Origin of the sequence: Streptomyces sp. DH37 (assembly GCF_029813835.1) — a bacterium.
Lineage (GTDB): Bacteria > Actinomycetota > Actinomycetes > Streptomycetales > Streptomycetaceae > Streptomyces.
This window is the reverse complement of sequence record NZ_JARVKV010000002.1, coordinates 39,596-65,827: the sequence shown is the minus strand read 5'-3', so window position 1 is coordinate 65,827 and position 26,232 is coordinate 39,596. Positions and strand designations below refer to the sequence as shown.

The following is a 26,232-nucleotide window of genomic DNA, read 5'->3' as shown; positions in this document are numbered from 1 at the left end:
GCGGCCCCGGGCACCCGGGGCCACCTGCGGGTCGTCGGAGGTGACGAAGGGCGTCGCTCACGAAGGCGGGGGACACCCTTCGCTACCTTTATTGCTTGGTTACAGGGAGGCGGGGGCCTTCTTGTACCAACTGGTAATGACGCCGACGAGGTGGACGATGTTCTGGGTGCGCATGATCGGCGCGGCGGCGTTCGGCTCGAAGTCGTCGTTCGCTGCGGTGGTACGCCAGATGCTGGTCTCGGTGACCGGCGCGGTCATGTGTGGGTCGAGCCGCTTGAAAAAGGCGGTGATGTCATCGAGTTCGGCTGGGTTGTCACCCGCTCGTAGCTCACGGAACACTCCGCCGAGAACGCGGAGCATGCCCACCGAGCCAAGGAGAGAGGTACGGCGCACCTCCTGGGCCATGGTGAGCTCACCAGGTTGACGCTCCGCCTCCGGATCGTCCTCGGTGAGGGCCGCGAGATCGGTGAAGGCGTTGGAGATGACGTCGAGAAAGTCCTTGACCTGCTCGATCACCTCGCCGTCAGTGAGAGTCTGCTCGGCCTTCTTGCTGATCCGACCGCCAGCGCCGGCGATGACAGCGCGCGTGATGTCGGCTACGTGCTTGGCGCCCATGAGGTTGGGATTCTTGAGCGTCATGCGGTCCTGCTCGGCGTCGACCCGACCCTTCAGCAGCGGGTGGTCGATGACGTCGGACAGGGTCCGGTTGGCGACCTTGTAGCTGTCGAAACGGGCCCGGACAGCGCTGCTGATGCCCTTGGCGTTGTCGGCGACATCCACGAACATCTGCTGGGACTTGATCGGGTCCGGCTCGACGTAAATATCCAGACCGACGTACTCGGCCTTCAGGCGGTTCATCTGGCTGATGAGCTTCTCGCGCTCAGCTTCGAGCTTGGCTACCTTCTCCACGCTGACCTTGCGGGCCATCTCACGATCGACGGCAGAGATAGCGTCGGTGATGCGCTGCTTCTCGATAGCAACGCCAAGAACGCGGTGTTGGCCGTCGATGGTCCGCAGGGAAGAGATACCGCCGATCGCCCACGGGACGGTGAGGTAGCCGACGGTTCCGTACTCGTCCACCTTCTCGAAAGTGCAACCGCCGCCATCCCGAGCCAGGAGAGCAGGGGCGACCCAGTCCTGCTTGGTGTGGAGGTATTCGCCGAAGTGCTTAGCGTGGAGGCGGTCGACCTTGCGGTTGTCCTTGTCAACGTTGTTTGGGTCGGGGACGGGAAGGATGGTCGGGAGGTCCAACAGAGGAACACGCACGCTGTAGACGGTACGGCCTCCCTGAGGGGTCTTGATGGCGAGGTACGTGCTGGAGTCCTGCGGCTGAGACAGCCGCAGCGGATCGATATTGATGCTCACGAGAATGCCCCCCAATAGGATTGGCCACGCTCTTGACCGGCGCGACAACAGCCAAACCATAGCGCCTAGCCGATAGTCAACGCGAATAATTTCTTAAACGTCGCCACAAGTTTATTTTTGTGACCGAAAGCTTCTTATGCATGACCAGATATGACCAAGACTGACTGTTTGATAGGACTATCCATACCGACTAGCCAGCCGTCGGAACCGAGGCCGACACCCACGCGTCTGTAGATTTGCCCATTATTGGAGGTACCTATGTACGCGGCTGCTCTTTCCAGCCTAGGCCGACTGTGGCCAGCAAATGAGATCCTGATACGCCCTAGCCCCGTCCCCGCAGTAGCCGGTGTCTACGGCTGGCACTTCGAGAAGGCACCGTTCCGCGACCTGCCCGCTGGCCATCTGCTCTACGTGGGTATCGCTCCGCGGTACATGGCAAATCGGAAGAGCACCCAGAACCTGCGGACGCGGGTGCGCTACCACTTCCGGGGCAACGCAGCCGGCTCCACGCTCCGGCTCACCCTGGGTTGCCTGCTCGGGCTGGAGCTGCGTCGCGTGGGCAGCGGCAAGCGCATGACCTTCGGCGAGGCCGGGGAAGCCAAACTCACCCGGTGGATGGCGGAGCACGCCCGCGTGTGCTGGGTGGAACACCCGGAGCCATGGACACTGGAGTCCGACCTGATCACCAGGCTCGACCTACCCCTGAACCTCGACCAGAACCGGCACAACGGCTTCTACTCCCGCCTCACCGAGATACGCGCCCAAGCCCGCCAGCGGGCCAGGGAACTGCCCATCAGCACCTAATGAAGGCAACCGTGTCCGCCTTACAAGGTGCCGACGCCTACGGCTGGGACGAACTGAGGCGGGACAGATGCTCGACATCAACGGCTGACATCAACGAGCACGTACACCAGCGAACGCCTGTGCCGCAGAGAGAACCCACCAGGCCATCCCAACACAGCTCCTACGGCAAAGCCTGCGGAATGACACACGCCTGGGGGTCAAGGGGTCGCAGGTTCAAATCCTGTCGTCCCGACGGTGTCGGAAGGCGCTTCGACCGGGGAGAAATCCCAGGTCGGAGCGCCTTTCATCGTCTGACGGCACACCAGGCCAGCCGACGCGCCGCCGCCCCCTTGGGGACCACCTGGGGACCAACCGCGAGAAGAAACCGCAGACCAGAGCACGTTTCCCTGGGGACCAAGATCGCCGGGGTTCTCCACCCGATTGTGGGATGCCTACAACACCCGGCGCACCGCCCCCGGCGGCTTCGGCGGGCCGGCCACCACCGACAGGTGAGCGCTGAGCGAGCGGCCCGCCTCGGCGATCGACCGCAGATCCGGATGCAGATAGCGCTGGGTGGTGGCCAGCGATCCGTGCCCAGCGATCCTCCGCAGCACATGCAGCGGGACCCCGGCGTCGGCCATCCACGTCAGCCCGGTGTGCCGCAGGTCGTGACGGCGCAGGTGCTCGTAGCCGAGCCGCGCGACGACCTCGTCCCAGCGGGTGGCGTCCCGCAGCACCGCGGTGGTGATCCGTCCGCCGCGCGGACCGGTGAACAGCCGGGCATCCGGATCCGGACCCACGGCCAGCAGACGCTGGGCGACCAGGGGCCGCACCTCCTCGATCAACGGCACCCGACGGGCCACCTTGCCCTTGGTCCGCTTGTCCGCCAGCCCGCCCGGGGAAGGGGTGGTCTGGCGGCGCACGGTCCAGATCCAGTTCACCGGGTCGATGTCGCGAACCCGTACCCCCGAGACCTCTCCGATCCGGGCCGCGGTGCACGCGGCGAAGACCACCACCTCGCCCCGCCCGGCGAACGTCCCATGGGAGCGCGCGACCAGGGCGTCGGCCAACGCGGTCAGAGCCGCCCAGTCCGGCAGCGCCAGGGAGCGGGGATCATCGAGCTCGTCCTCGGCCCTGTGGTACTCGCTCTGCCAGCCCTTAACCCGGGCCGGATTGGACTGGATGAGCCCGTCCCGCCGGGCCTGCTCCATCACCCGCACCAGCACCGCCAGGTTGTTCTTCACCGTGGACCGGCTGCACCCGTCCGCGATCCACCCGTACACGCTGCGGTCCACCGCACCGTTGCTGACCATCGGCAGCGGCAGATGCCCCAGGGAGGGCACCACCCGCAGCCGCCAGCCGGCCAGGTAGGGATCGGTGGTCTTCGGCTCCAGCCCGCGCAACGCCAACGCCATGTTCGCCTCCCCATAGGCAGCCAGTGGCTGAACGGAGGTGGCCGGATCGATCCCGCGCAGCGCCGCGGGCGCTCAGGGCATCGATCCACTCCTGCGCCTGTTCCTCGGTGCCGTGCGACTGCGAGAGCGACGTGCGCCGCTTGGTGTGAGGCTCGATCCAGCGCACCCGCGCCCGGTAGGGCTGGGCTCGGTCAGGCCGGACCTGGCTCACTGGTTCCTCGTACGGGAACAGTTCGAGCCCGTGCCCGGCAAGCCCGGGATGTTCCGACTCACCGAGCCCGAGCGCGACGGTCCGCGCCGCACCCGCCAAGCCGTCCACGATCTGCGCCACCACGGCTACACCGTGCACGCCGACCACGCCCTCGACCCCGCGGCCTCCGCCAGCCCACCGCGCCCGTCCCCGAACGAGCTGATGGAACGCCGCAGCCGACTCGCGCAGGCCGCCGCCGGCCGCTCACCGCAGCGCGGTCCGGCACCCACCGCCGCACCGCCCACGGCACGTCCGGTCCCGCCGAGGCCCACCTACGCACCCACCGCCCACCTGACGGCGTCGGGGACAGGACGGAGCCGGTGAGACCCGACAGCGAGTCCATCCGCATCACCCGCGGCCGGGGCGGTGAAGTCGAGGTCGAGTTCGACGACGCCTTCGATTCCTTCGCCACAGACTTCCTGCGACGTGCGGGCTTCCTCTTCGAGCCGTCCCTGCGAGGGCACTGGATCCGCCTGCCGTTCGACATGGGAGAGGAGTGGGAGAACGAGCACGCAACCTGGGCCGCCGAGATGCTGACCGCCGCGCACTACCGCGTCGACCTCGACCCGTCGCTGCGCACGCCTCCCTCCGATGCAGCGCCGACGACGACCGGCCGCCTCACCAGGACGGCGATGACCGCCCAGCCACCACCGTCCACCGCGGCCCGCCGCCCCCGCCACTGACCGAAAGCTCCCGTTGTCCCTGACCGCCCCCTCGACTGCCCCGGCACCGCGCATCACCTATGGCGCGGTGCTGGGCAGCCCGCACGTTGCCCGCCTCCTCGGCGGCACCCTCACCGGCCGCCTCCCCAACGCCATGGCGCCCATCGCGATCCTGCTGTGGATCACCGCAAACGGCGGCAGCATCGCCTTCGGCAGCCTGCTCAGCGCCCTGTACGGGCTGGCCTCCGCGCTGGCGCAACCGGTCAAGGGGCGCCTCATGGACCGCTACGGCCAGACCGCCGTACACGTCCCCACCGCGCTGCTCAACTCCAGCCTGCTGCTGAGCTCCCGGTGGCCGGACCGCACGGCGGACCAGCGCTCGCCACGGTGATCGTCGTCGCGGCTGGCCTGTCCACGCCGGCCCTCGAAGCCGGCATGCGAGCCCTGTGGCCGAGTCTGCTGCCCGACCCAGCGGCTGCGGCACGCCGCGCTCGCCCTGGACACCGGCACACAGGGCCTGTTGTACATCGTCGGGTCCCTGCTCGCCTGCGCGCGCACCCCGGCGGGGGCGGTCCAGTCCCGCTCGACGAAGTCCTGGTACGCCCGCTCGGCGGAGATGTCAGAGCAGCGGAATAGAGTCGCCGTTCCGGCCGGGTGGCCCGGCCATCGAGGGGGGAGTCAGCGTGCGTGTGCGCAAGTGGTCCAGGTACACGAAGGACGAGAAGCAGCGTCTTGGGCGGGGCCTCCAAACGGTTCTCAGGGAAGGGGGTGCTCCGGACGCGGAGGCGTTTCTCGCCAGGGGCGATGAAGGCGTACTCATTGAGATTCCTGCCCCGCCATACCAAGGAGACCTCGACCGCTACGGTCGCGCACCCATCAAGGTACGAAACGGCTGGGCCGTGGAAGCAGTCCGAGGGATCCGGCTCCTCGCCGAGCGGGTCGGGGTTGACCTGACCTGTCACGGGGAGCACAGCAAGTACGGCGCTGGGCGTGACGTCCACCCACTCCCTGACTCCGGGTTCGTGCACATCACGGTCCCGTGGGCGGACGCCGATCACCTGTTAGCCGCCCTTGCGGGAGTGGCGCCGATCGTTTCGGCGGAAGAGCCGCAGTCAGGCCCAGCTGCGATCGAGGTGCGCGCGAGCGAGGTATACGAATCGGCTGAGGTAATTGCCTGTATGGAGGCGGTCACTTCTGCAGGAATCGCCCTGGCACAGGCCGTGACGGCTCTGCGGGCTGCTGCGCGTGACGTAGGGGTCGACACGTACGCCGCTTCGCGGCACCGTCTGAGGGGCGTCCGTGCCGCTGTTCCGCAGAATACCGACCGTCGAATCCCCGGCCCCGATATCTACGATCCTTTCTGGGACGACCCTGTCGGCAAATACCTCATCCAGGCCAGCTACCACCTGGCTGGCCTGCGAGGCATCGAGACGTCGCGACTCTGGGGCGTCGTCGAGGCGAGCTGGGAGGATCACCGCCACCAGGACGGCGAGTACACGCTGGACGAGGCGCACATCGCAGAGGCGATCGTGCGGTTCGAGCCAGGCGTCGACTATGACCGTTTCCGCGCCTATATGCACGTGATGCGTGTGCACGCGACCGAGCGGAACTACGCGGAAGCGCGTGAACCCTCTCTCCGGACTGAGCGCGAGGCTGCCGAGCGAGCTGAGCGCGAGGCTGCCATGCAGAAACTGGAGGCCGACCGGGAGGCACGGGCCCGGGCGCAGGAAGCGCGCGCTGCTGCTGCCGAGCGGAAGGCTAGGACCGGCCAAGCCGCCAAAGCCGGGGCCGTCAAACCGAAGGATGTGTTCTACGTCGTGACGGGCACAGACCGGGTGACCGGCAAGCCGGGGGTCAAGTTCGGCATCAGCAATGGGGACGGAGAGGTCCGGCTGTCGCGGCACGCCCGCGACGGCTACAACACCCGACATCGGCTCTTCACCGGCCTTCCTGAGGGGGCTGCCCGGGAGGCGGAGAACGGGATGCTGGCGCGCCTCAAAGGTGCAGGCCACAAGCCGCTGCACGGGCGCGAGTATTACCCGCAGGCCGCCCTTGGACTGATTCTGGACTCGCTCGATGGGGACCTGACCCCTACTGCCGACTCCGTGGACAAGGAAGTCAAGGCATTGACGGGCTGACCGCATGCACCAACGGCAAGTTGGAAGGTCCGACATGACCGACCAGTCCCCCGACCTCCGCGAGACAGTCCGGGCCCGTTACGCGGCCTCCGCTCTGAAGGTCACCGAGGGCGGGACTGCTTGCTGCGGACCGGCGCCGGTGGAGATCGACGAAAACTTCGGCTCCACCCTCTACAGCGGCGGTGAGACCGACGAGCTTGCGGCCGGCGCCATCGCGGCGTCGCTCAGCTGCGGCAGTTCCACGGCGGTCGCCGACATGAACGAAGGCGAGCGCGTCCTAGAAAGTTGCCCACACCTGTGGACACAGTGTGGATCATGACCTCGCGAACCGCCCCGCCGACAAGCGGGCCGGGTTCGCCCGCTGGCTCGGTGGGCGGGACTGCACCGACTGCTGGAAGGCCGCCCGCGACGCCGACACCGCATCCAAGGAGCAGTGGCTCACCGCCAAGCGCGCCGAGGAGCAGCAGGCTGCCGCCGAGTGGGCCGCAGGCTTCGACATGCCGCCGCTGGAAGACCCCGAGAAGGCTCTCGACTGGGGTGAGCGTTCCCGACACCAGCTGATGATCGCCGCGCACACCGCGCTAGACGGTGTCCCGTAAATTCTCAGGGACGTGTCGGCTGACCTGCTTGTTTGCTCGTCATCCGGTGAGGGTGAGGTTGTGCAGGCGGGCGATGCCGAGCATGGCGCGGTGGACGCCGTCGTCTCTGAGGCGGCAGTCGCGCAGGATCTTCCAGGTCTTCATGCGGGCGAAGGTGTGCTCGACGCGGGCGCGGACCCGGCGGTGGGAGGCGTTGTGCTCTTCCTTCCAGGCGGGCAGGTCCTCGTCCTGGTGCCGGCGGTAGTGCGGGATGGTCAGGCCGGTGCCGCGGTAGCCGCCGTCGGCGATCACTGTGGGGGTGGTGCCGACGGCGTCCTTGGCGCCGGATTCTTCCCAGGCCCGGCAGTCGTTGCGGTTGCCCGGCAGCGGCTTGCCGACGGCGACGACCAGGCGGGTGTCGGCATCGATGACGACCTGGTGGTTGGTGGAGTAGCGGTAGTTCTTGCTGGAGGCGGCCACGTTCCGGTCGCGGGTGGGGACCAGGGTGCCGTCCACGATGAGCACGGTGTTCTTGCGGTACCGCTTGCGGGGCTGGAGCGCGAGGGCCGGACCGAGGTGGTCGACGATCCGGTCGGCGGCCGACTTGGAGATCCCGAAGAGCGGGGCGAGCTGGCGCAGGGTGAGGTTGGTGGGCCAGTACGCGGCCACCAGCAGCACCCGGTCCTCCAACGGAAGCGACCACGGCCGGCCCCGGCGCACCGGGTCCGCTCCTTCCCGCCGCAGCGCGGTGACCAGCTTGGCGAACTGCCGCGGGCTCAGCCCGGTGAACGGGGCTATCCAGGACGGCTCCGACGCCGTGATCACACCAGCCACAACAAGATCATCTCATCCATGACCAGCAGTTACGGGACACCGTCTAGTCGTCGAAGGCTTCCCTGTCAAGTTCAGCATGTTGAGGATCGATTGAAGTCCGGGCGGCGCCCGCTGGGTTGCGGTTGGATGGTGTGAGCTTCGTGCGATGTTCCCAGTCCCTAGGAGCGGTGAGCCGCGTTGAACAACTCCACCAGTTATCAGTCCAGCCCGTTTGAGGCTCTGCGCCGTGGGCGGGTGGCTGTCGACCACCACATGACGGCGATGCTGGAGGCCAGCCACATGTGGGAAGAGAAATCCGCGACCGACCTACTCCTGGCTAACTCTTTCCCCGGATCATCTTCCAGAAGTTCACCGGCAAGGAGGAGAAGGAGAACGGAGCGGACTGGCAGTGGTGGTGGGTTGATCGCGACGGAACTTGCTACGGGCTTCTCGTCCAAGCCAAGATTCTGAAGCAGGAACGCGGCGGCTGGCACGTCGACTTCAACTACAAGTCACGTGGGGATGACCGGCCTCAGATCTCCAAATTGATCAAGGCAGCAGATCGCTACGAGATCCCGGCGATTTATGTCCTCTATTGTGGCGACGTCGAGTACCGGAATGAATTGTTATGTGACCGCAAGCATGAAGGAATTCCATGCAAGGACCGTGACCGAGCGGGGGTGTCCGCCGTGTCCGCCTTGGTGGCTCAGACAGCTGTCGAGTTGTATGGGCGCGACTCCGCAGTGGCAGCGTTTCATGATGCTGCCCCGCTCGAGGATATTGCGAGCCCAGATGCCCCGGACGCTCCGATCGTGCCCTTGGCGCGGGACCTCTCGGAGGCTCTTGCTCGCTTTCTGAGGGAACCTCAGAGGGGTTCTCGGAGGGTGGCCAAGGAGTTACTCCGTCCGGTCCAGCGGATCAGGAATGGCCAGTTCGCTGGAGCTGCGGTCATGCAACGCGCCAGTGCTGTCAGTGGCGCCCTCTTCCAAGAGGTTCCCAATGACTACGGGCACTTCTCCGTCCCCTACCTCGCGCACATGCTGCGCGGGCTCCGCTCGGAAGTTCCCGAGTATGTGGCGGATGTGCTGGCGGGAAGGACCCCGCCGACGTGGGTGACGGAGAGTCTCGCTGGGATCGTCGTGATCCCCGCCGCGGATGCAGACGGCATGGCCGGGAGCGGAGAAGCTCCCGGAGACGACGGGAACGACCCTCTCGTTGGCTTGGCCAGAGTTCACGAGATCCTCCCCAGGCATCCTGGAGCGGCTGCCTGATCTCAGACAAAGTGGCCGTACGCAATGATGTTGCGCATGGACACGGAGATAACAGTGGCCCTGATTGGTGCTGCCGGTGTGTGCGGGACCATCGTGGGCACTGTCGTGGGCGCCCGGATCCAAGCACATGGTGGGCATGCCCAGGCGCAGGCTGCGCGGGATGCCGCCGATACCGCAGCCAAGTCGACGCAGCATCAGGCACTGCGTGAACTTCGCTGGCCGGCCCTTACCGCGTACCTGCGGGCGGCCAGTGAGTGTATGGAGGCGACGGAGGGGCTCCATACGCCGTCGCAATCGCGGGCGGAGGTTGAGCAGGCGTATCACGCATACGGTCTCGTTCATGCCGAAGTGGAGCTCGCCGCGCCGCCCGGAATGGACGGCGTTCTCGCCGACATGCACCGGGTGGTGCAGGGCGCTTACCACGCGGCACGGACGAGGGCGCCGACCGAGCGAGCGCTGCGTGCCTTGGACGAACTGAGCCAAGCCAGCGAGCCGTCGGCCGTGCGGGCGAAGGCGGCGCTTGCTCGGCTGTGCGCCTCAGATCCGCCGCTGTGGGATCCGCGCCGTGCAGGGGATCCTCCGCCGCAGTACGCGGAGGTCATTGAGGCTCTGTATGCAGTCCCCCAGCTCGACCGTGACCAAGTGCGACTGCTGCTCGCGAATGCGGCTGTGCCTCATGAGTATGAACGGAACCCGCGGGACAATGTGCGGAGTGCGCGTGAAGAGCGAAGGCAGCGCCGGAACAACTACCGTGATGCGCGGCGGGCATTGATCGTGGCCGCCCGGAACGCGCTCGGTACGACCGACCCCTAGACGTCATTACCGGACGGTCGGGATGTGGGCAGGCGGTGGACCCTGGCATCGGTCTGGGCGAGTTCCGCATGCAGCAGTCGGTTTTCGGCCTGGGACGTGTGAAGCGCTCTGACGAGAGCTTCGACGTCGGTTTTGAGCTGCCGGATTTCGGCAGCGTCGGTGGCACGGAGCTCCTTGAGTTTCGTGATCTGTATGCGAAGCCGCCGCTCGCTGTCGGGAACTACGCCGCGCGCACGGACCTTGGCGTAGAAGTCGTTCTTCAGGTCGGTATGCCGCTGAGTGAGCTCTTTCAGAGTGGCCACTGATCGGGTGACCGGCCAGCGTCCCGCAACGCACGAAGCTCCTGTGCCGTTGAGAGAGGTGTTCGACGTCTCAACCCATCAGCACAGGAGCCTCGTTGGTTCCCTATCCTGCCTCACTCGACCTGCCTCACGCCCTGGTCGAGTGGGTAACCATGCTCATCGTCACCCGTGAGGGTGACCGCCGCTGCAAGCTCCCGCCTCACCAGCGTGCTCTCGTCGCCCTGATCTACCTCCGCCGACACGACCCGCTCACGCAGATCGCCGCCGGCTTCGGCATATCCGTCGGCACCGCCCACGCCTACGTCACCGCCGTCGTCGGCCACCTCGCCCGCCGGGCGCCCAGACTGCTGCGGGTCCTGCGGGAAGGCGATCCCGATCACGTCCTGCTCGACGGAACGCTCGCCGAGTGCGACCGGGTCGGCGACAGCCGGGCCGACTTCTCCCACAAGCACCGCCGCCACGGCGTGAACGTGCAGGTCATCACCGATCCCGCGGGCAACCTGCTGTGGATCTCGCCCGCCCTGCCCGGCCGCACCCACGACCTGACCGCGGCCCGCACCCACCGCATCATCCGGATCTGCGAACGCCAAGGCGTGCCCGTCCTCGCCGACCGCGCCTACATCGGCGCCGGCCCATGGGTGACCACACCAATCAGACGACTTCCGCACCAGGACCTCAGCCCGACCCAGCGAACGATCAACCGGGCCCTGACATCGGCACGAGCACCCGTCGAACGAAGCGTCGCGAGACTGAAGTCCTGGTGCATCTTCCGCAGAGCTCGCTGCAGTCCCAACCGGATGACCGCCATCGCCGCCGTCCTCACCCTGGAGAGGCAATGCTGAAAGAGCTCAGTACCTACCCCCGCCGAGCAGCAAGGTCACGGTTCGCCAGGGAGCGCGCTTCAGACGGTGAGCGGCTGGGACAGAGGGCCATTGGGGAGGACCGGCATGCCTGAGACCGTGGCATCGTCACAGGAGTGTCGCCTCACGATCTCTCGACTCAAGGCCGCTTCGCTGTGGGGGGCTCTTCGCCGGGAGGGGCCCGGGCCGATCCTCATGACAACGCGCCGCACCGGACTGAGCCCGAAACGGGACCACCGGCCACTAGGCGGTGTCGTCAAAGTGTCACGCCCACATCAGCAGTGCGGCGAGGGTGACGGCTGCCTGGTAGGACTGGGCGGTCTTGCCATACCGGGTGGCGATCCCGCGCCGCTGCTTGAGTCGGTTCGGTTGGAGCACCGCTCGACCACGTTGCGGCGCTTGTGGAGCTCGGAGTCGAAGGCCAGTGAGCCGTTTCCAACTTGGCTGACGGGCTGGTCAGTTGGCGCGGAGGCGTTGTCCGAGAAGAGGTGAAGCTCCTGGTAGATGGGTTGTCGACCAAGAGCAACCTGTCCGCCCGGAGCTTCACGTGCTTGTCTACCCATCGGGGATCGATCTGTCCAGCTCGACCCTGCGGCACCTCTCCCGACTGCTGTCCACCCGGCGCCGGGAGCGGGGCACGCGGTGGCGCCGGCTGAGCGCGGACCGGCAGGCCCTGCTGGTCCTGGCCCATCTGCGGTGCGGCCACACCTACGCCCAGCTCGCGGCCGGATTCGGCGTCGGGATCGCCACCGTCTATCGCTACGTCGCCGAGGCGGTACTGGTCCTGGCCGCCGTCGCCCCGAACCTCGCCGCGGCCGCCCGCACTGCCGCGCGCAAGGCGTTCGTCATCCTGGACGGCACCCTGCTGCCCATCGACCGGATCGCCGCCGACCGCCCGTACTACTCGGGGAAGCACAAGCGCCACGGCATGAACGTACAGGTCATCGCCGACCCGTTCGGCCGTCTGCTGTGGGCCTCGCCCGCCCTGCCCGGCGCGGTCCACGACATCAAAGCCGCCCGCACCCACGGCGTCATCGAGGCGCTGGCCGAGGCCAGCGCGCGCTGCTGGGCAGACAAGGGATACCAGGGCAGGAATAGCAGGGCGCCGACGGCACCGTTCGGGTCCCGTACCGCGGCCGCTGGGACAAGCTCTCCGCGGGCCAGAAGGCCGTCAACGTCTCCCACGCCAGGATCCGCACGGTCGGCGAGCAGGTGATGGCCACCCTGAAGTCCTGGCGCCTGCTGCGCAAGCTCCGCTGCAGCACCACCCGCATCACCGACCTGGTCAAGGCCGTGCTCGCCCTTCACCTGGCGACGTCAAGCTGAGGTTGGAAAAGCCTCAGTCCACGGTGAGCTTTTTGGTCAACCTTGGCCTCCGGCTGGCTTGTCATGTGCAGGTGGTCTTGACCGGTGGGTGGGGGGCGGGTTGACTGCGGCGGTCTTTTGAAGATCGTGTGACCTTGGGGCGGGGGCGTGGGGATGGTGCGGGGGTTTTGGCGTGCGCGCGTGCGCAGACGGCGGCTGGGCCGGTCGACGAGTGGGGCGGCCGCGGCCGCGGTGATGCTCTCCGCGCTGCCAGCCCTAGCGCTGCCAGCCGTCCCGGCCCACGCCGGTGTGCCGACGGAGGCGTTGACGGAGCAGTCCGCCTCCCAGCAGGCGGCGACCTCGGGTGAGCCGGTCGAGGTGGTCGCGGCGCGGACCGAGTACTCGCAGACCATGGCCAACCCGGATGGCACGTTCACGCTGACGCAGTCGACGGAGCCGCAGCGGGCCAGGGCCGGGGACGGCACATGGCGGGACATCGACATCACGCTGGAGAAACGTTCCGACGGCAGAATCGGACCGAGGGCGGCCGTGGTGGATCTGTCGTTCTCCGGCGGGGGCAGCGGCGCGCAGATGCTGAGCCTGGGCCTGGGCGGGCAGCGACTGAAGCTGGGATGGCCCGCCGCGCTGCCCGCGCCGGTGCTGGACGGGGCGACCGCGACCTACCCGGATGTCCTGGAGGGCGTGGATCTGCAGCTGACCGCGACGGCCGAGGGCTACCGCGAGGTGCTGGTGGTCAAGACCGCGCAGGCGGCCGCCAACCCGGCGCTAGAGGAGATCACCCTCACCGCCGCGGGCGAGGGACTGAGCGTGGTGCCCGGCGAGGGCGGCGGCCTGCGGGCGGTGGACGCGGACGGCAACCCCGTCTTCCGCGGGGCAGCCGGCCAGATGTGGGACTCGGCCGGCGACGGCGCGGTGGGCCCGCAGACGCAACTGCTGCCGACTTCCACCAGAACCACCCAAGACACCGCAGACGGCAGCAGCCCTGCGGCGGAGCCCGGCGAAGGCGATGCCACCGCCGAACTGCCGGTGACGGTCGGCGACGGCGCCGTCTCAGTGGAGCCGGACCTGGAACTGCTGCGCGGATCGGAGACCGTCTACCCGGTGTTCATCGACCCCTCGGTGGGCCTGGGCAAGTCGGAGTGGACGAAGCTGTCCTCCGACGGGGACAAGTTCTGGAAGTTCAGCGAACCCAAGGGCGTGGGCCGCTGCGGCACCGCGGACGGCTACGCCTGCGGCTCGGGTTATGTGGACCGGATGTACTTCGAGTACGGGGCGCCGAATCTGGCCGGCAAGCACGTGTTGGACGCCACCTTCCGCGCGTATGAGACCTGGTCGTTCAACTGCACCCCCTATTGGGTGGATCTGGAGCGCACCGACAACATCTCCGAAGGCACCCGCTGGCCGGGCCCGAAGCAGCTGGACCAGATGGGCGACCGCTACGTCTCCGCCGGCCGCGGCAGCCTGTGCAGCCCCGAGCAGCCCGACAGCTGGATCGAGTTCAACGACAATCCCGAAGAGACCGACGAGAACCTCACCTCCACCGTGCGAGCGCTGGCGGACGGCAAGATCTCCCGACTGACGCTGATGCTGCGGGCCAAGGACGAGAGCGAGCCCCGGGCGTGGAAGCGGTTCGCGCCCAACGCCGAGCTGAAGGTCTGGTACGTCCACAGGCCCGGGGTGCCTGCATCGGTCGGCGCGATCCCCGGCACGGGTACCAGGGCCTACTGCCGCGCCTCTTCCGATCCGCTGACGGTGACGGTGGACACCCCCACGCTGCAGGCGAGCGTGCAGACCAAGGTTGAAGCCCACGAGGGTGAGGAAGAGGGCTATCTGCAGGCCGAGTTCGTGATGCAGCGCAGCAGCACCGGCACGACCTCGGGTACCTGGTCACAGGTGTGGAGCGGCTACAAGCCCGACACCGGGTGGCACCCGGACGGCACGCTGGAGAAGATCACCACCTCCAAGCTGGCTGACGGCGGGCTGTACCGGTTCCGGGCGCGAACCCAGTCGCACTGGAGCTACAGCGGCAAGTCCGGTGATCTGTTCTCCCCCTACTCCTCCTGGTGTTACCTGAGAATCGACACCCTGGCCCCGCGGATCCCGGTCATCACCTCCGGCGGCCCCTACCTGGAGTGCACCACCAACCTCTGCAACCCGTACGGCGGCCCCGGAAAACCGGGCACCTTCACCTTCAAGCCGAACGCGGCCGACAACGACATACGGGCCTACCGATGGCGGCTGCTGTCCAGCGACGCCGCCGCGACCAAGCAGGTGAACGCCACAAGCGTCAACGCCCCGGTGACCGTGAAGGACGTGGTACCAGGCCTGTCGGGCACACAGACGCTGTCGGTAGAAGCCAGCGATCTCCAGCTCGGCAAGGACGGCCGGGTGCGGTGGGGGCCGCCACAGGAGTTCACCTTCAAGGTGGAACTTGCCTCAGGCCCGACGGGGCGGTGGCGCTTCGACGACGGCGCACCGGGATCGGGCGTGACCCTGGCCAAGGACACCGGCGAAGTCGGCGTACGCCATGACGCGGTGCTGCGGGACGAGGCCGGAACCGGCTGGTCGACCCTGGGACGTCGCGGAGCAGGCGATTACTCCCTGTGGCTGAACGACAGCTCCAGCAATCCCGACCTACGAGGCTACGCCTCCACCGACGGCGTGGCGGTCAACACCGAAGGCTCGTTCACAGTGTCCGCCTGGGTCTACCTGACGGACGCGTCAGCCAACCGCGTGGTCCTCTCAGCCCCGGGCGATTACGGGTCGGCGTTCACCCTGTACTACTCCTCTCACTACAAGAAGTGGGTCTTTAATAGGACCGACCAGGACAAGAACGGCCCCGTGTACCTGCGCTCATTGGCAGACGCCTCGGAACCGCCGGTGCGGGTATGGACCCACCTGGCCGGCGTCTTCAACACCCACGGGAACGCGGACAAGAGCAACGACACCATCCAGCTGTTCGTCAACGGCCAGCCGCAGGGCGAGCCGCTGGTACTGGCCAAGGCCGCCTCCACCTACACCCCCTGGGCGGGCAACAGGAACCTGCAGATCGGCCGGTCGAAGGTCGGGGGCACCTACGGCGAGTACTTCCGCGGCCGCATCGACGAGGTCGCCGTCTGGCAGGAGCACCACGAACCAGAGCAGGTTCTAGGCGAGTACCGGCTGACGAAGGACGGTGTGCCGACCAACGAACTGGTCGCGCACTGGGACGCCACCACCTCCCCAGCCGGAGGAACCCAAATCGTCGAGAGCCCGGAGGACCCGGACAACCCGGCCAATACCGCCTTCCCCTACCGCAACGGCCCGCTCACCCTGTCGGGCACGGGAGCGACGCTGGCCGGCGAGGACGCCACCGCGCTGGTGCTGAACGGCACCTCCGGCTACGCCTCGACCGGGGGGCCGATGGTCGATGAGACCGGCTCGTTCACCGTGTCCGCCCGGGTACGGCTGAACAAGGACCTGCTGGCCGCCAAACCGGCCGGCTACCGCGGGCTGGTCGCCGCGCAGGCCACACCGGCCGGCAAGGAATCCTCCTGGGCCTTGTGGGTGGAGAAGTACGGCCAAGACCTCTACCTGTGGAAGTTCGGCCGGGTGGCTGTCGACGCAAACGGCACAGTCCTCGACACCGCGACCGCAGCCGCCCAGGACCCCATCGGTGCGCACGAGTGGGACACCTGGATCGATGTGACCGGAGTCTTTGATGCCACCGCCGCCTTCACCGACGACAGCGGCCAGCAGCGATTCGGCGTGGCGCAGCTCTTCGTCGGCCAGTTCGCCTACCAGGGTGAAGAAGACCCCGGCCTTGCCATACCCCAGCAGGGCAGCGGAACCCTCTCCGCCGGCCGGGGCTCCAGCGGCGGAACCACAGGCCACCACCTGCCGGGCGACCTGGCGAAGCTGCGCCTGTGGGTCGGAGCGATGACTCCTGACCAGGTGACTTCTCAAATCGCACAGCCAGCGGCGTAGCCGCCCCAGGCGGAGGCAGCAGCCCCGCACTCACTCCTTCCTTTCAGACCTTCGACAGCGTGCGGCCGCCTGTCTCTGGGCGGCCGCACGCGAGGGAGATACGTGATGAACCAGTTCGGGGCCAGCGCACCCCAACCAAGTAGCACAGCGCAGGCCAAACGCTCCTGGGTGCGGCGGATCGCGGCAGTGGCCGGGTTCGCCATGGTGCCAGGACTGCTGTCCCCGGTCGCCTTCGCCGATGCCCCCAAACCGCTGGGCGCCCCAGACCTGAACCCCCCGCGTGCTTCCAAGGTTGTGCCCCTGACCTCGAAAGTCGATAAGGAAACAGCCCGCATCATGGCTGAATCCGAGGCCGCCACCCTGGACGCGGCCAAACGGGCGCGCACCGACCAGCAGCGGCCGGTGACCTGGCCCCACAGCAGCCAGGAAACCCTGACACTCGGCGCCGACGGACAGGACACGGCGAAGCCAGGCGCCCTGCCGGTGACCCTGGCCGCACCGAAGCAGACCAAGGGACGACAGAAGGCACGGACTGCCCAGGCTGTCACCGTCAAGGTCCTGGGCCAGAAGCAGGCGAGGAAGCTTGGAGTCAAGGGCGTCGTCCTCACCGTCACCGGCCCCGCCACAGGTGGCGCCGCCCGGGTAGGAATCGACTACTCGGCCTTCGCGTCTGCCTACGGCGGCGACTGGGCCGGCCGCCTGCAGATCCAGCGGCTGCCCGACTGCGCCCTGGACGCCCCGGGGAAAGCCGCGTGCCGCACCCGCACCTCGCTGCGTTTCACCAACGATCGTGAGCGCGAGCGACTGAACACCCAGCTGACCTTCGCCACCGCACCCGCCAGGACCGCGTCCGCGGGGGAGACGATGGTGCTGGCCCTGGCGGCTGGCGCCAAGTCCGGCAGTGGTACCTACAAGGCCACCCCGCTGGCCGCATCATCCACTTGGGAAGCCGGCGGATCATCCGGCTCCTTCACCTGGTCCTACCCGCTGCGCACCCCGCCCGCCGCAGCCGGGCCGCAGCCGGACCTGGCCCTCTCCTACGACTCCGGCAGAGTCGACGGCCGCACCGCCAACACCAACAACCAGACCACTGCGGTCGGCGAAGGATTCGAACTCACCTCCTCCTACATCGAGCGCAAGTACGGCTCCTGTGACGACGACGGCCAGACCGGCAAGTTCGACCTGTGCTGGAAGTACGACAACGCCTCCCTGGTACTCAACGGCCAGGCCACCGAACTGGTCAAGGACGACACGTCGGGCAAGTGGCGCCTGAAGAACGACGACGCCTCGACCGTCATTCACGGCACCGGTGCCGACAACGGCGACGGGGGCGATTCCGGTATCGATGGCGAAGGCGAGCACTGGACCGTCATCAAAGGCGACGGCACCAAGTACGTCTTCGGTCTGAATAAGCTCGACGGCGCCGGCGCGGAGGACCGCACCAACTCGGTGTGGACCGTGCCCGTCTTCGGCGACGATTCCGGCGAACCCGGCTACACCGGCGGCACATCGTTCTCCGGCCGGGACAAGAAGCAGGCCTGGCGGTGGAACCTCGACTACATCGAGGACACCCACGGCAACGCTATGTCCTACTGGTACACCGCCGAAGGCAACAACTACGACAAACTCGGCGATGACACCACCGGCACTGGCTACACCCGCGGCGGATACCTCAGAGAGATCCGCTACGGCCAGCGCGCCGGAGCCATGTTCTCCGCCACACCGGAAGCCTCTAACAAGGTCGTCTTCACCTACTCAGAGCGCTGCATCGCCTCCGGCACCGGTTGCGACTCCCTGACTGAGGACACCAAGAACAACTGGCCGGATGTCCCCTTCGATGCGATATGCAAAGACGGCGACAAGTGCACCGGCAGCTCCACGCCTTCTTTCTTCACCCGTAAGCGGCTGACCGGCATTACCACCTACGCCTGGAACGCAGCCGCCACCACACCGGCTCATCAGGCAGTGGACCACTGGGCGCTGAAGCACCTCTACCTGGACCCGGGCGACACCGGTGACTCCCACGACCAGTCACTGTGGCTGGACGAGATCAGGCACACCGGCAAGCACGGCACCGACCTCGCCCTGGACCCGGTGAAGTTCACCCACGTCTTCCTGCCCAACCGAGTCGACGGCGCCACCGACGACATCATCTCCCTCGATAAACCGCGCCTGCGCACCATCACTTCCGAGACCGGCGCCAAGACGATCGTCAGCTACGCCGAGGCCGATTGCGTGGCTGGACAGACCATGCCCAAGGTGGACCAGAACACCCGCCGCTGTTACCCGGTCTACTGGTCCCCCAACGGAGCTAGCGAATCGCAACTGGACTGGTTCCAGAAGTACCCGGTCACCTCCGTCTCCACCGTTGCCACCCACGGCGGCTCCGAAGCCGTGCAGCACACCTACCGGTACGAGGGCGGTGGTGCCTGGCATTACAACGACGACCCGATGACCCCGGCCAGGGAACGCACCTGGTCCATCTGGCGCGGCTTCGGCAAGGTCACCCACCTCGTCGGCGACCAAGACAGCACACAACTGAAGACCACCAAGGTCTACCTGCGCGGCATGAACGGCGACCGTGTCCTGGGTGCGGACGGCAAACTCGCCCCTGACAGTCGTAAGACGGTCACGGTCACTGGCGTCAAGGCTCCCGAAATCACCGACTCCGACCAGTACGCGGGCTTCATCCGCGAGAGCGTCACCTACAACGGCACCGCAGAGGTCTCCGGCACCATCAACGACCCGTGGTCGAAGCGGACCGCCACCCAACACAAGTCCTACGCCGACATTGAGGCGTACTACGTCCGCACCGGCGCCACCCACACACGTACCAACATCACCAGCGCCATCACCCCCTACGACCGGGTCCGGTCTGTCGTGACCACCTACGACGCTTACGGCATGCCCGCCACCGTCGAGGACAAGGGCGACAGCGCCATCACTGGCGACGAGCGCTGCACCCGCACCTGGTACGCCCGTAACGACGCAGTCGGCATCAATTCGCTGATCTCCCGCACCCGCGTCACCGCCAAACCCTGCGCCATCACCGGCGACGCCCTCGACCTGCCTGCGGACTCCAACCGCCCTGGCGACGTTATCTCAGACACGGCAACCGCCTACGACACCACCACCTGGTCCTCCACCCAGACACCCACCAAGGGCGAACCGCAGTGGACCGGCCGGGCCAAGGGCTACACCACCGCCAACAACCCCATCTGGCAGAAGGTCGCCACCACCACCTACGACAGCCTCGGCCGGCCGCTGACGGTCAAGGACATAAACGGCCGCACCACCGCGACGACGACCTACACGCCAGCGGCGGCAGGACCCTTGACCTCCACCACGGTCGAGAACGCCAAGCAGCACACGACGACCACCACGGTGGACTTCGCCACCGGCGCTCTTCTCAAGACCGTCGACACCAACGACAGGATCACCGAATCCGAGTACGACGCCCTCGGCCGGGTCATTAAAGTCTGGCTACCTAACCGCCTCAAAGCTCTGAACAAGACCCCTAACTACATATATGCCTACAAGGTCACCAGCTCCGACCTCTCCTGGATCGCCACCAACACCCTCAAGGGCGACGGATCCGGCTACAACACGACCTACGAGTTCTACGACTCCCTACTCCGCAGCCGTCAGACACAGACCCCCACCCCCGTCGGTGGACGGCTGGTGTCCCTGACGCTGTACGACGACCGCGGCCTCGCCGTCAGCAGCCAGGGCGATATCTGGGACGAGCTCTCCGGCCCGTCCAGCACCATCGTGCAGACCGAAGGCGGCCAGGCCCCCGTACAGACCGACACCACCTATGACGGCGCGGGCCGGGCAACCAAGCAGGTCACCAAGAACTACAACGTCACCCGCTGGACCACCACTACCGCCTACACCGGCGACACCGTCACCACCACCGCACCGACTGGCGGCCAGGCCACCGCAGTGGTGACCAACGCCCTCGGCCAGATGACCGAGAGCCGCCAGTACGGCGGACCGCAGCCGACCGGCACCGACTACACCACCACCAAATACACCTACACACCCGCCGGCCAGCAGGAAACCATCACCGGACCTGACCAGGCCAAGTGGTCCTACACCTACGACCTGTTCGGCCGCCAGGACAGCGCCACCGACCCGGACAAGGGCACCAGCCGCACCTTCTACGACGATCTCGACCGCGTCGACTACACCTTCGACGCCGAGAACAACAAGCTCCTCTACGGATACGACGAACTCAACCGCAAGACAGGCCTTTGGCAGACGGACAGAACCGACGCCAACAAGCTCGCCGCCTGGACCTTTGACACCCTGTACAAGGGCCAGCAGGACACCGCCGTACGCTACGACGGCGGCCTGACCGGCAAGGCCTACACCCGGAAGGCAACAGCTTACGACAGTCTCTACCAGGTCACCGGCAGCCAACTGATCCTGCCCGACACCGACCCCTTGGTCGCCGCCGGTGTCCCCAAGGCCCTGTCCTTCTCCACCGGCTACCGCCTTGACGGCACCGTTAGCCAGGCTACTCAGCCCGCCGTCGGCGGCCTTCCGCTCGAAACCGTTCGCTATACCTACAACGCCACCGGCCAGCAGTTGACCGCTGATGGCACCACCGGTTACCTCCACGGCGCCGTCTTCTCCCCTCAAGGGGACCTGCGGCAGCTGACGCTGGGCAAAAGCGGTGAGCAAACAGCGAAGAAGGCCTACCTCAACTGGGACTACCAACCGGGTACGCGCCGACTGACCCGCGCCTACGTCACCGATGACTTCCACGGTTATATGCCGCAGGAGCTGAAGTTCACCCAGGACGACGCCGGCAACGTCACCTCCATCTTCGATGCAGCAACCCAAGGCGGCACCGCCAAGCCCGACTACCAGTGCTTCGCCTACGACGGCCACCGCCGTCTGGCCGAGGCTTGGACCCCCAAGGCAGCGGATTGCTCCATCTCCGGTCGCACCACCGCCAACCTCGACGGAGCCGCCCCGTACTGGACCTCCTACACCTACAACATCGCAGGTCAGCGCAAGACCGAGACCCAGCACACCGCCCTCGGCGACAGCACCACGACCTACACCTACAACGACCCTGCCGACACCAAGCCTCACACCCTCGACGAGACCACCGGGGCCAAGGCCGGTACCTACCGCTACGACGCCGCCGGCAACACCGAGTCCCGTCCTGGAGCAACCGCTCAGCAGACCCTGCTTTGGAACAGCGAAGGCAAGCTCACCAGACTCACCGAGAACACCAAGGCAACCGACTACCTTTATGACGCGGACGGCGAACTCCTCATCCGCCGCGCCACAGGCGACGGCGACACGATCCTCTACCTCGGAGGCACGGAAGTCCGCCTGACCGTCAAGGGAACCGCCAAGACTCTCACTGGCACCCGCTATTACACCGCCAATAGCCAGACCATCGCTGTCCGCACTGCTACTGCAGGTTCCTCTGGCACCAAGTTCAACTTTCTCGCTGCCGACCACCATGGCACCAGCAGCATCGCATTGGACGCCGATACCTACGCTGTCACCAAGCGCTACACCACACCCTTCGGCGCACCCCGCGGCCCTAAAGCCGCTATTTGGCCTGACGACAAGGCATTCCTCGGCAAACCCGCTGACACATCCACCGGTCTAACTCATATCGGGGCTCGCCAATACGATCCCGCTGTCGGCCAGTTCATCAGCGTCGACCCCCTGCTTGAGCTCGACAAGCCTCAAACACTCAACGGCTACAGCTACAGCATCAACAACCCCATAACCTTCTCCGACCCGACCGGCCTCGGTCTCGACTGTGGCCGAAGCGGCAGAGAAGCTTGCCCCGACGACGGCGACCCCATGCCCGAACCTGCCCACCACGGTGGGAACGGGCTCACTTTTGGAAACGCACCGCCTCCACCGCCTCACCCCATCAACTCTTGGCCGCAGCCAACGATCGTGAAGGAAAAGCCCAAGAAGGGCCCTAGGGATACCAGTGCGGTATGCGAAGCCCTGGGATTCTTTGCAGGAGCATGCTCGACTTATGGGGAAATGACCTATGGAGCGCTAAGCAACATCGCACACACGGCCGAACTAGGTGGCTGGCTATTCGACAGCGACTGCTGGGATGGAGGCGCAGGCGCCCCAGGATGCGACTACGGGACCCAGTTTGACGAGTGGGTAGAAGGTCTGGGATACGACACCTCCAGCGGCTACTACCAGACTCCAGCCGCCCTGGCGGCAATAATTGGGCACAAGCCAAGCTCATCTTCGCCTCGCCCTGGAAAAGGTTCTCCCGACATCGGCCCTGGTTGGTTTCCGCGAGGATCCGGAAAGATACCTAGCGGTTGGTCCGCCCCTGAGATGACCAGCAAATTCAGGAAGAATCCCAACAAACAAGGATTTACCTGGCGAGCCCCAGGGAGATCACAAGATAGTGTTCGCATAGACAAGGGGGACCCTAACTCAAAATGGGACACCCAGCGGGTTGATCATGTAGTGGTCAACTCAGGGGGTAGGATCGTCGGGCGAGGAGGGGAACTTCTCCCACCTGGGGCGAAAATAAAAGATCACCCAGTAGAGGCACACATCCCACTTAGCGAGTGGCAGACATGGAGGAGCTGGAATGCCCCCTGATGATCCGAATCTCCGAACCCCATGGCTCCGTGAACAGTTGAGTGACTGGCTGATGAAGCTAGCCGACAGGAAGTGGCAAGAGGAAAATTGGACTAAGGACTTTGAAGACTCTGAACTAGATGATGCGCTGGATTTTTTTGACGACACCGGAGTTCTCGCAAACCCTAAAGGAAGGGTGGGTTCGATCCTCGTCAGTGAAGAGGAAGCCTCGGCATTGACGACGCTGAAATCTGCGCTCGATACAGCTATCTCCATTTCAGCCTCGAGCGATACAGAAATAATCCACTCACAGGAGTGGGATAGCGTTGTTTCCGCTTCCCGTGAGGCATTGACTGTTATGGGGCATAGTTCTGCCCGCGAGGTTGGTTATTAACCTCGATCTTTCGTGAGGGTCCGCCGACAGAGTTGGCGGACCCTCACGCGTTCTGCTTCCGAACCCGGGCAGGTCGGCGGCCCGGCTGTCGCGTCGGGTGGGCGCCGGGTTCCACTGCCCCGGGTCGGGTGGTGCTGCTCGTCGGGACGGGGAATCCGCTGATCAGCCGGGGACTGCAGGAGGGCGAACCGTTCGAGGGCTCCGGTGATCATGCCGGTCCAGGGCCAGTGCAGGGTCAGCCGGAGGATGCGGCGGCGGCCGGTGGTGACCAGTTGTTCGGCCGCGGTGAACAGGCGGAACCGCAGGCGGCGGGGCTCGAAGAGGCGGACGGTGCCGGCCAGAGCGAGCATCGGCAGCCTCCCCCAGACTTCGTCCGGGGGTGCCCCCAGCCAGCAGATCGAGGGCGAGCTGGATGATCTCCAGCCAGATCCGGTTCTGGGCGGTGCGGTGCAGGGGCAGGTTGCGCAGGCCGGTGGCCCGGGCGGCGCGGATGCGGTCCTCGGCCCTCGCTCGCAGCCGGTGACGGAGCTCGAGCTCGGCGATCGGCCGGTCGGCGGTGTTGGTGGCGAAGCACGTGATCCGCATGCCGTCGGCGTCGGTGATCCGCAACTGGCCCCGGGGTGCGGTCGTTCCTTGCGGACGATCAGCCGCATGCCCGCCGGCCAGCCGTGAAGGACGTCGCCGGCCAGTTCGGCGACCCAGGCGCCGTCGCGGATCTCGCCGCCGGTCTCGGCGGCCGGCGTCCAGGCCGAGGCCGGGATCCTCAGCACATACTGGTGGATCGCGCCGGTGATCACCATGCCGACCGAGTAGGACAGCCACCGCCCGCGCCGGGCGAGCCAGGTGACGAAGGCGTGGGTGCCGCCGCCGGAGCCGCAGCGGATCAGGGTCTGCCGCCCGCGCCGGTAGGTCTTGGGCATTTGGGCCAAGGCGAGGCGGGCGGTGGTGACGTGGTCGGCGGCCGTGTTCGAGCCCGCGTTCCCCAGCCTGAGCAGGGCGGCGACCGGCTCTCCGGTGCCGCCCGAGCCGTGGTCGACGAAGGCCGTCAGCGGGTGATGGCCGTAGGTCTTCTTCCAGGTCGCTCGCGTCCTGGTTGTCGGAGTGTGCGGTCACCAAGACGCCGTCGAGGTCGACCGTGACCTGTCCGTCGGCGTCCGGGGCATTCTCCCCGGCCAACGACCAGACCCGCTGACGGACTTCGGACCGTGCGGACCGGATGGCCCGCAAGGCCTTCTCGCCGGAGGCGGCGAGGGTGTCGATCAGGCGGGAGACGGTCGGGTCGGAGGCGACCGGGCCGAAGACGGCTGGCTCGGCCCGCAGCATGGCGACGTCTGCGAGGCAGTCCCCGCCCAGTACGACCGCCAGTGCGATGTCCAGCAGGACCTTGCCCGGGTCGTGGACGGCCCGCGGTTTGCGCCACGGAGCCAGCACCTGCGATATCGCCTGGTCCAGACCGGTCTCGCGGGCTGTTTCGACCAGCAGGACCGACCCGGCCTGGGAGACCACGGCTCGGCCGTCATCCTGGACACGGACATGGGGGTAGGACCCGGTAGGCTGCTTCACCTGGAAAGCGCCTCCGACAGGAGCGGGAACAAGGACCTCAGCAATCCTCATTCTCGCTGGTCAGAGGCACTTTTCGCTTACCTGACCGCCTGTCGGACAGGCCGCTTCATGAAAGCGCGAGGTTAGGCCGTGTCTGATAATTGATCTTGTGGTGGGTCGAGGTGAGTTGACGGATGCCGCCTGGGAGCGGATAGCGCCGCTGCTGCCAGGAGCGGACGGCCGGGGGCGGCCGTGGCGGGATCATCGACAGGTGATCAACGGAGTGCTGTGGCGGCTGCGGACCGGGGTGCCCTGGCGTGACCTGCCCGAGCGCTATGGCCCGTGGCAGACGGTCTACGAGCGGTTCGCCCGCTGGGAGGCGGACGGTACCTGGGCCCGCCTGCTCCAGGAGGTCCAGGTCCGCGACGACTCGATCGGAGCGGTGGAGTGGACGGTGTCGGTGGACTCCACGGTCAACCGGGCCCACCAGCACGCCGCCGGAGCCCGCAAAAAGGGGCGGCGAGGGGGGGGACGAACTGGAAGATCTGGCACGCTCGGCGGCTGGCCAGGCGCTGGGGGGGTCCCGCGGCGGGCTGACCACCAAGGTCCACCTGGCCTGCGACGGCCGGGGCCTGCCCCTGGCCGTCCTCGTCATGCCCGGCAACGCCAACGATTCCACCGTCTTCGACGCGGTTCTGGACGCGGTGAGGGTGCCCCGAACCGGCGCCGGACGGCCCCGCCGCAGGCCCGACGCGGTCATCGCCGATAAGGCGTACTCGTCCCAGGCGATCCGCCAGTCCCCGCGGCGCAGGGGCATCCGGGCGGTGATCCCGGAGCGGGCCGATCAGAAGGCCAACCGTGTGCGGCGCGGACAGGCCGGCGGCAGACCGCCGGCCTTCGACCGCGAGCTCTGCAAGGCCCGCAACGTGGTCGAGCGCTGCTTCAGCCGCCTCAAGCAGTTCCGCGCGATCGCCACCCGCTTCGACAAACTGGCCACCCGCTACAAGGCGGGAGTCCGCTTCGCCTCACTGATCCTCTGGCTCCGCGAACCAGCCCAAGATCGTTTGCCAGACGGAGCCTAGTACTGCAACGGTGCTTGCCGTGACTGATAGCCAGGTCAGGGGATGTGTCCGCGTCGTTTGTAGTGGCTGGTGCGGGCC

General features: G+C 66.9%; 16 protein-coding genes and 5 pseudogenes. 16 read left to right on the top strand and 5 right to left on the bottom strand.

Translation table 11 applies throughout. The features are described from left to right. Window positions 1-99: 99 nt before the first annotated feature. Window positions 100-1,365: a DNA sulfur modification protein DndB gene (locus QC029_RS01350; protein WP_279553404.1), complete on the bottom strand. Its 1,266-nt coding sequence runs from the start codon at window positions 1,363-1,365 to the stop codon at window positions 100-102. Between the two features lie 258 nt (window positions 1,366-1,623). Here QC029_RS01350 and QC029_RS01345 point away from each other — a divergent pair, with 258 nt between their 5' ends. Further along, window positions 1,624-2,169, top strand: coding sequence for a GIY-YIG nuclease family protein (locus tag QC029_RS01345; RefSeq protein WP_336621553.1), 546 nt, complete (start codon window positions 1,624-1,626; stop codon window positions 2,167-2,169). A 431-nt stretch (window positions 2,170-2,600) separates the two neighbouring features. On the opposite strand, the gene QC029_RS01340 is transcribed toward QC029_RS01345, so the two are convergent. Next, window positions 2,601-3,563, bottom strand: a complete 963-nt coding sequence (locus QC029_RS01340) for a site-specific integrase (RefSeq protein ID WP_279553402.1) — start codon at window positions 3,561-3,563, stop codon at window positions 2,601-2,603. Window positions 3,564-3,708: 145 nt separating this feature from the next. Between QC029_RS01340 and QC029_RS01335 the strand changes: the two genes are divergently transcribed. From QC029_RS01335 to QC029_RS01310, 6 genes and pseudogenes are all read left to right on the top strand, one after another. Next, on the top strand, window positions 3,709-4,137 hold the full coding sequence (locus tag QC029_RS01335; RefSeq protein ID WP_279553401.1) for a hypothetical protein: 429 nt from the start codon (window positions 3,709-3,711) through the stop codon (window positions 4,135-4,137). After that, window positions 4,134-4,496 (top strand): hypothetical protein, encoded by a 363-nt coding sequence (locus QC029_RS01330; protein WP_279553400.1) that lies wholly within the window; start codon window positions 4,134-4,136, stop codon window positions 4,494-4,496. The genes QC029_RS01335 and QC029_RS01330 overlap by 4 nt, the downstream gene beginning before the upstream one ends. 13 nt (window positions 4,497-4,509) lie before the next feature. After that, the gene (locus tag QC029_RS01325) at window positions 4,510-4,866 is read left to right on the top strand and encodes a hypothetical protein (RefSeq protein WP_279553398.1); all 357 of its coding nucleotides are present in this window, start codon (window positions 4,510-4,512) and stop codon (window positions 4,864-4,866) included. A 292-nt stretch (window positions 4,867-5,158) separates the two neighbouring features. Further along, entirely contained in the window at window positions 5,159-6,613 is a 1,455-nt protein-coding gene (locus QC029_RS01320) for a hypothetical protein (protein WP_279553397.1), read from the top strand. A gap of 34 nt (window positions 6,614-6,647) precedes the next feature. Next, a pseudogene (locus QC029_RS01315) lies at window positions 6,648-6,896 on the top strand (arsenite S-adenosylmethyltransferase); the annotation flags it as partial. Between the two features lie 25 nt (window positions 6,897-6,921). Continuing rightward, window positions 6,922-7,197, top strand: a pseudogene (locus tag QC029_RS01310) (hypothetical protein); the annotation flags it as partial. Between the two features lie 54 nt (window positions 7,198-7,251). Here QC029_RS01310 and QC029_RS01305 read toward each other — a convergent pair. Continuing rightward, complete coding sequence (locus tag QC029_RS01305; protein ID WP_279553396.1) at window positions 7,252-8,025, bottom strand: transposase; 774 nt, start codon at window positions 8,023-8,025, stop codon at window positions 7,252-7,254. Window positions 8,026-8,549: 524 nt separating this feature from the next. Here QC029_RS01305 and QC029_RS01300 point away from each other — a divergent pair. The 4 genes from QC029_RS01300 to QC029_RS01285 all read left to right on the top strand — a co-directional run bounded on the left by QC029_RS01300 (window position 8,550) and on the right by QC029_RS01285 (window position 11,232). Further along, window positions 8,550-9,275, top strand: a complete 726-nt coding sequence (locus QC029_RS01300) for a hypothetical protein (protein WP_279553395.1) — start codon at window positions 8,550-8,552, stop codon at window positions 9,273-9,275. A gap of 36 nt (window positions 9,276-9,311) precedes the next feature. Continuing rightward, window positions 9,312-10,088 carry a hypothetical protein gene (locus tag QC029_RS01295; RefSeq protein WP_279553394.1) on the top strand — a complete coding sequence of 259 codons (777 nt, stop codon included), beginning with the start codon at window positions 9,312-9,314 and terminating at the stop codon, window positions 10,086-10,088. 35 nt (window positions 10,089-10,123) lie between these two features. Further along, window positions 10,124-10,393 carry a hypothetical protein gene (locus QC029_RS01290; protein WP_279553393.1) on the top strand — a complete coding sequence of 90 codons (270 nt, stop codon included), beginning with the start codon at window positions 10,124-10,126 and terminating at the stop codon, window positions 10,391-10,393. A gap of 92 nt (window positions 10,394-10,485) precedes the next feature. Continuing rightward, the gene (locus QC029_RS01285) at window positions 10,486-11,232 is read left to right on the top strand and encodes a transposase (RefSeq protein ID WP_279553392.1); all 747 of its coding nucleotides are present in this window, start codon (window positions 10,486-10,488) and stop codon (window positions 11,230-11,232) included. Window positions 11,233-11,514: 282 nt separating this feature from the next. Here the strand turns inward: QC029_RS01285 and QC029_RS01280 are convergent. Further along, window positions 11,515-11,654: pseudogene (locus QC029_RS01280) on the bottom strand (IS5/IS1182 family transposase); the annotation flags it as partial. Window positions 11,655-11,797: 143 nt separating this feature from the next. Here QC029_RS01280 and QC029_RS01275 point away from each other — a divergent pair. The 4 genes and pseudogenes from QC029_RS01275 (at window position 11,798) to QC029_RS01260 (ending at window position 23,530) form a co-directional block, all read left to right on the top strand. Further along, window positions 11,798-12,576, top strand: a pseudogene (locus QC029_RS01275) (transposase family protein). 234 nt (window positions 12,577-12,810) lie between these two features. Then, entirely contained in the window at window positions 12,811-16,542 is a 3,732-nt protein-coding gene (locus tag QC029_RS01270) for a LamG-like jellyroll fold domain-containing protein (protein ID WP_279553391.1), read from the top strand. Between the two features lie 105 nt (window positions 16,543-16,647). Then, window positions 16,648-23,157 carry an RHS repeat-associated core domain-containing protein gene (locus QC029_RS01265; protein WP_279553390.1) on the top strand — a complete coding sequence of 2,170 codons (6,510 nt, stop codon included), beginning with the start codon at window positions 16,648-16,650 and terminating at the stop codon, window positions 23,155-23,157. Then, the gene (locus QC029_RS01260; protein ID WP_279553389.1) at window positions 23,147-23,530 is read left to right on the top strand and encodes a hypothetical protein; all 384 of its coding nucleotides are present in this window, start codon (window positions 23,147-23,149) and stop codon (window positions 23,528-23,530) included. The genes QC029_RS01265 and QC029_RS01260 overlap by 11 nt, the downstream gene beginning before the upstream one ends. A 167-nt stretch (window positions 23,531-23,697) precedes the next feature. Here the strand turns inward: QC029_RS01260 and QC029_RS01255 are convergent. Beyond that, window positions 23,698-25,093: pseudogene (locus QC029_RS01255) on the bottom strand (IS1380 family transposase); the annotation flags it as partial. Window positions 25,094-25,241: 148 nt separating this feature from the next. On the opposite strand from QC029_RS01255, the gene QC029_RS01250 reads away from it, so the two are divergent. Beyond that, window positions 25,242-26,154 (top strand): IS5 family transposase gene (locus QC029_RS01250; protein ID WP_279553388.1). Its coding sequence is split into 2 segments (ribosomal slippage): window positions 25,242-25,586 and window positions 25,588-26,154, totalling 912 coding nucleotides; the frame shifts between segments, so codons are not numbered across the junction. The last annotated feature ends 78 nt before the right edge of the window (window positions 26,155-26,232 follow it).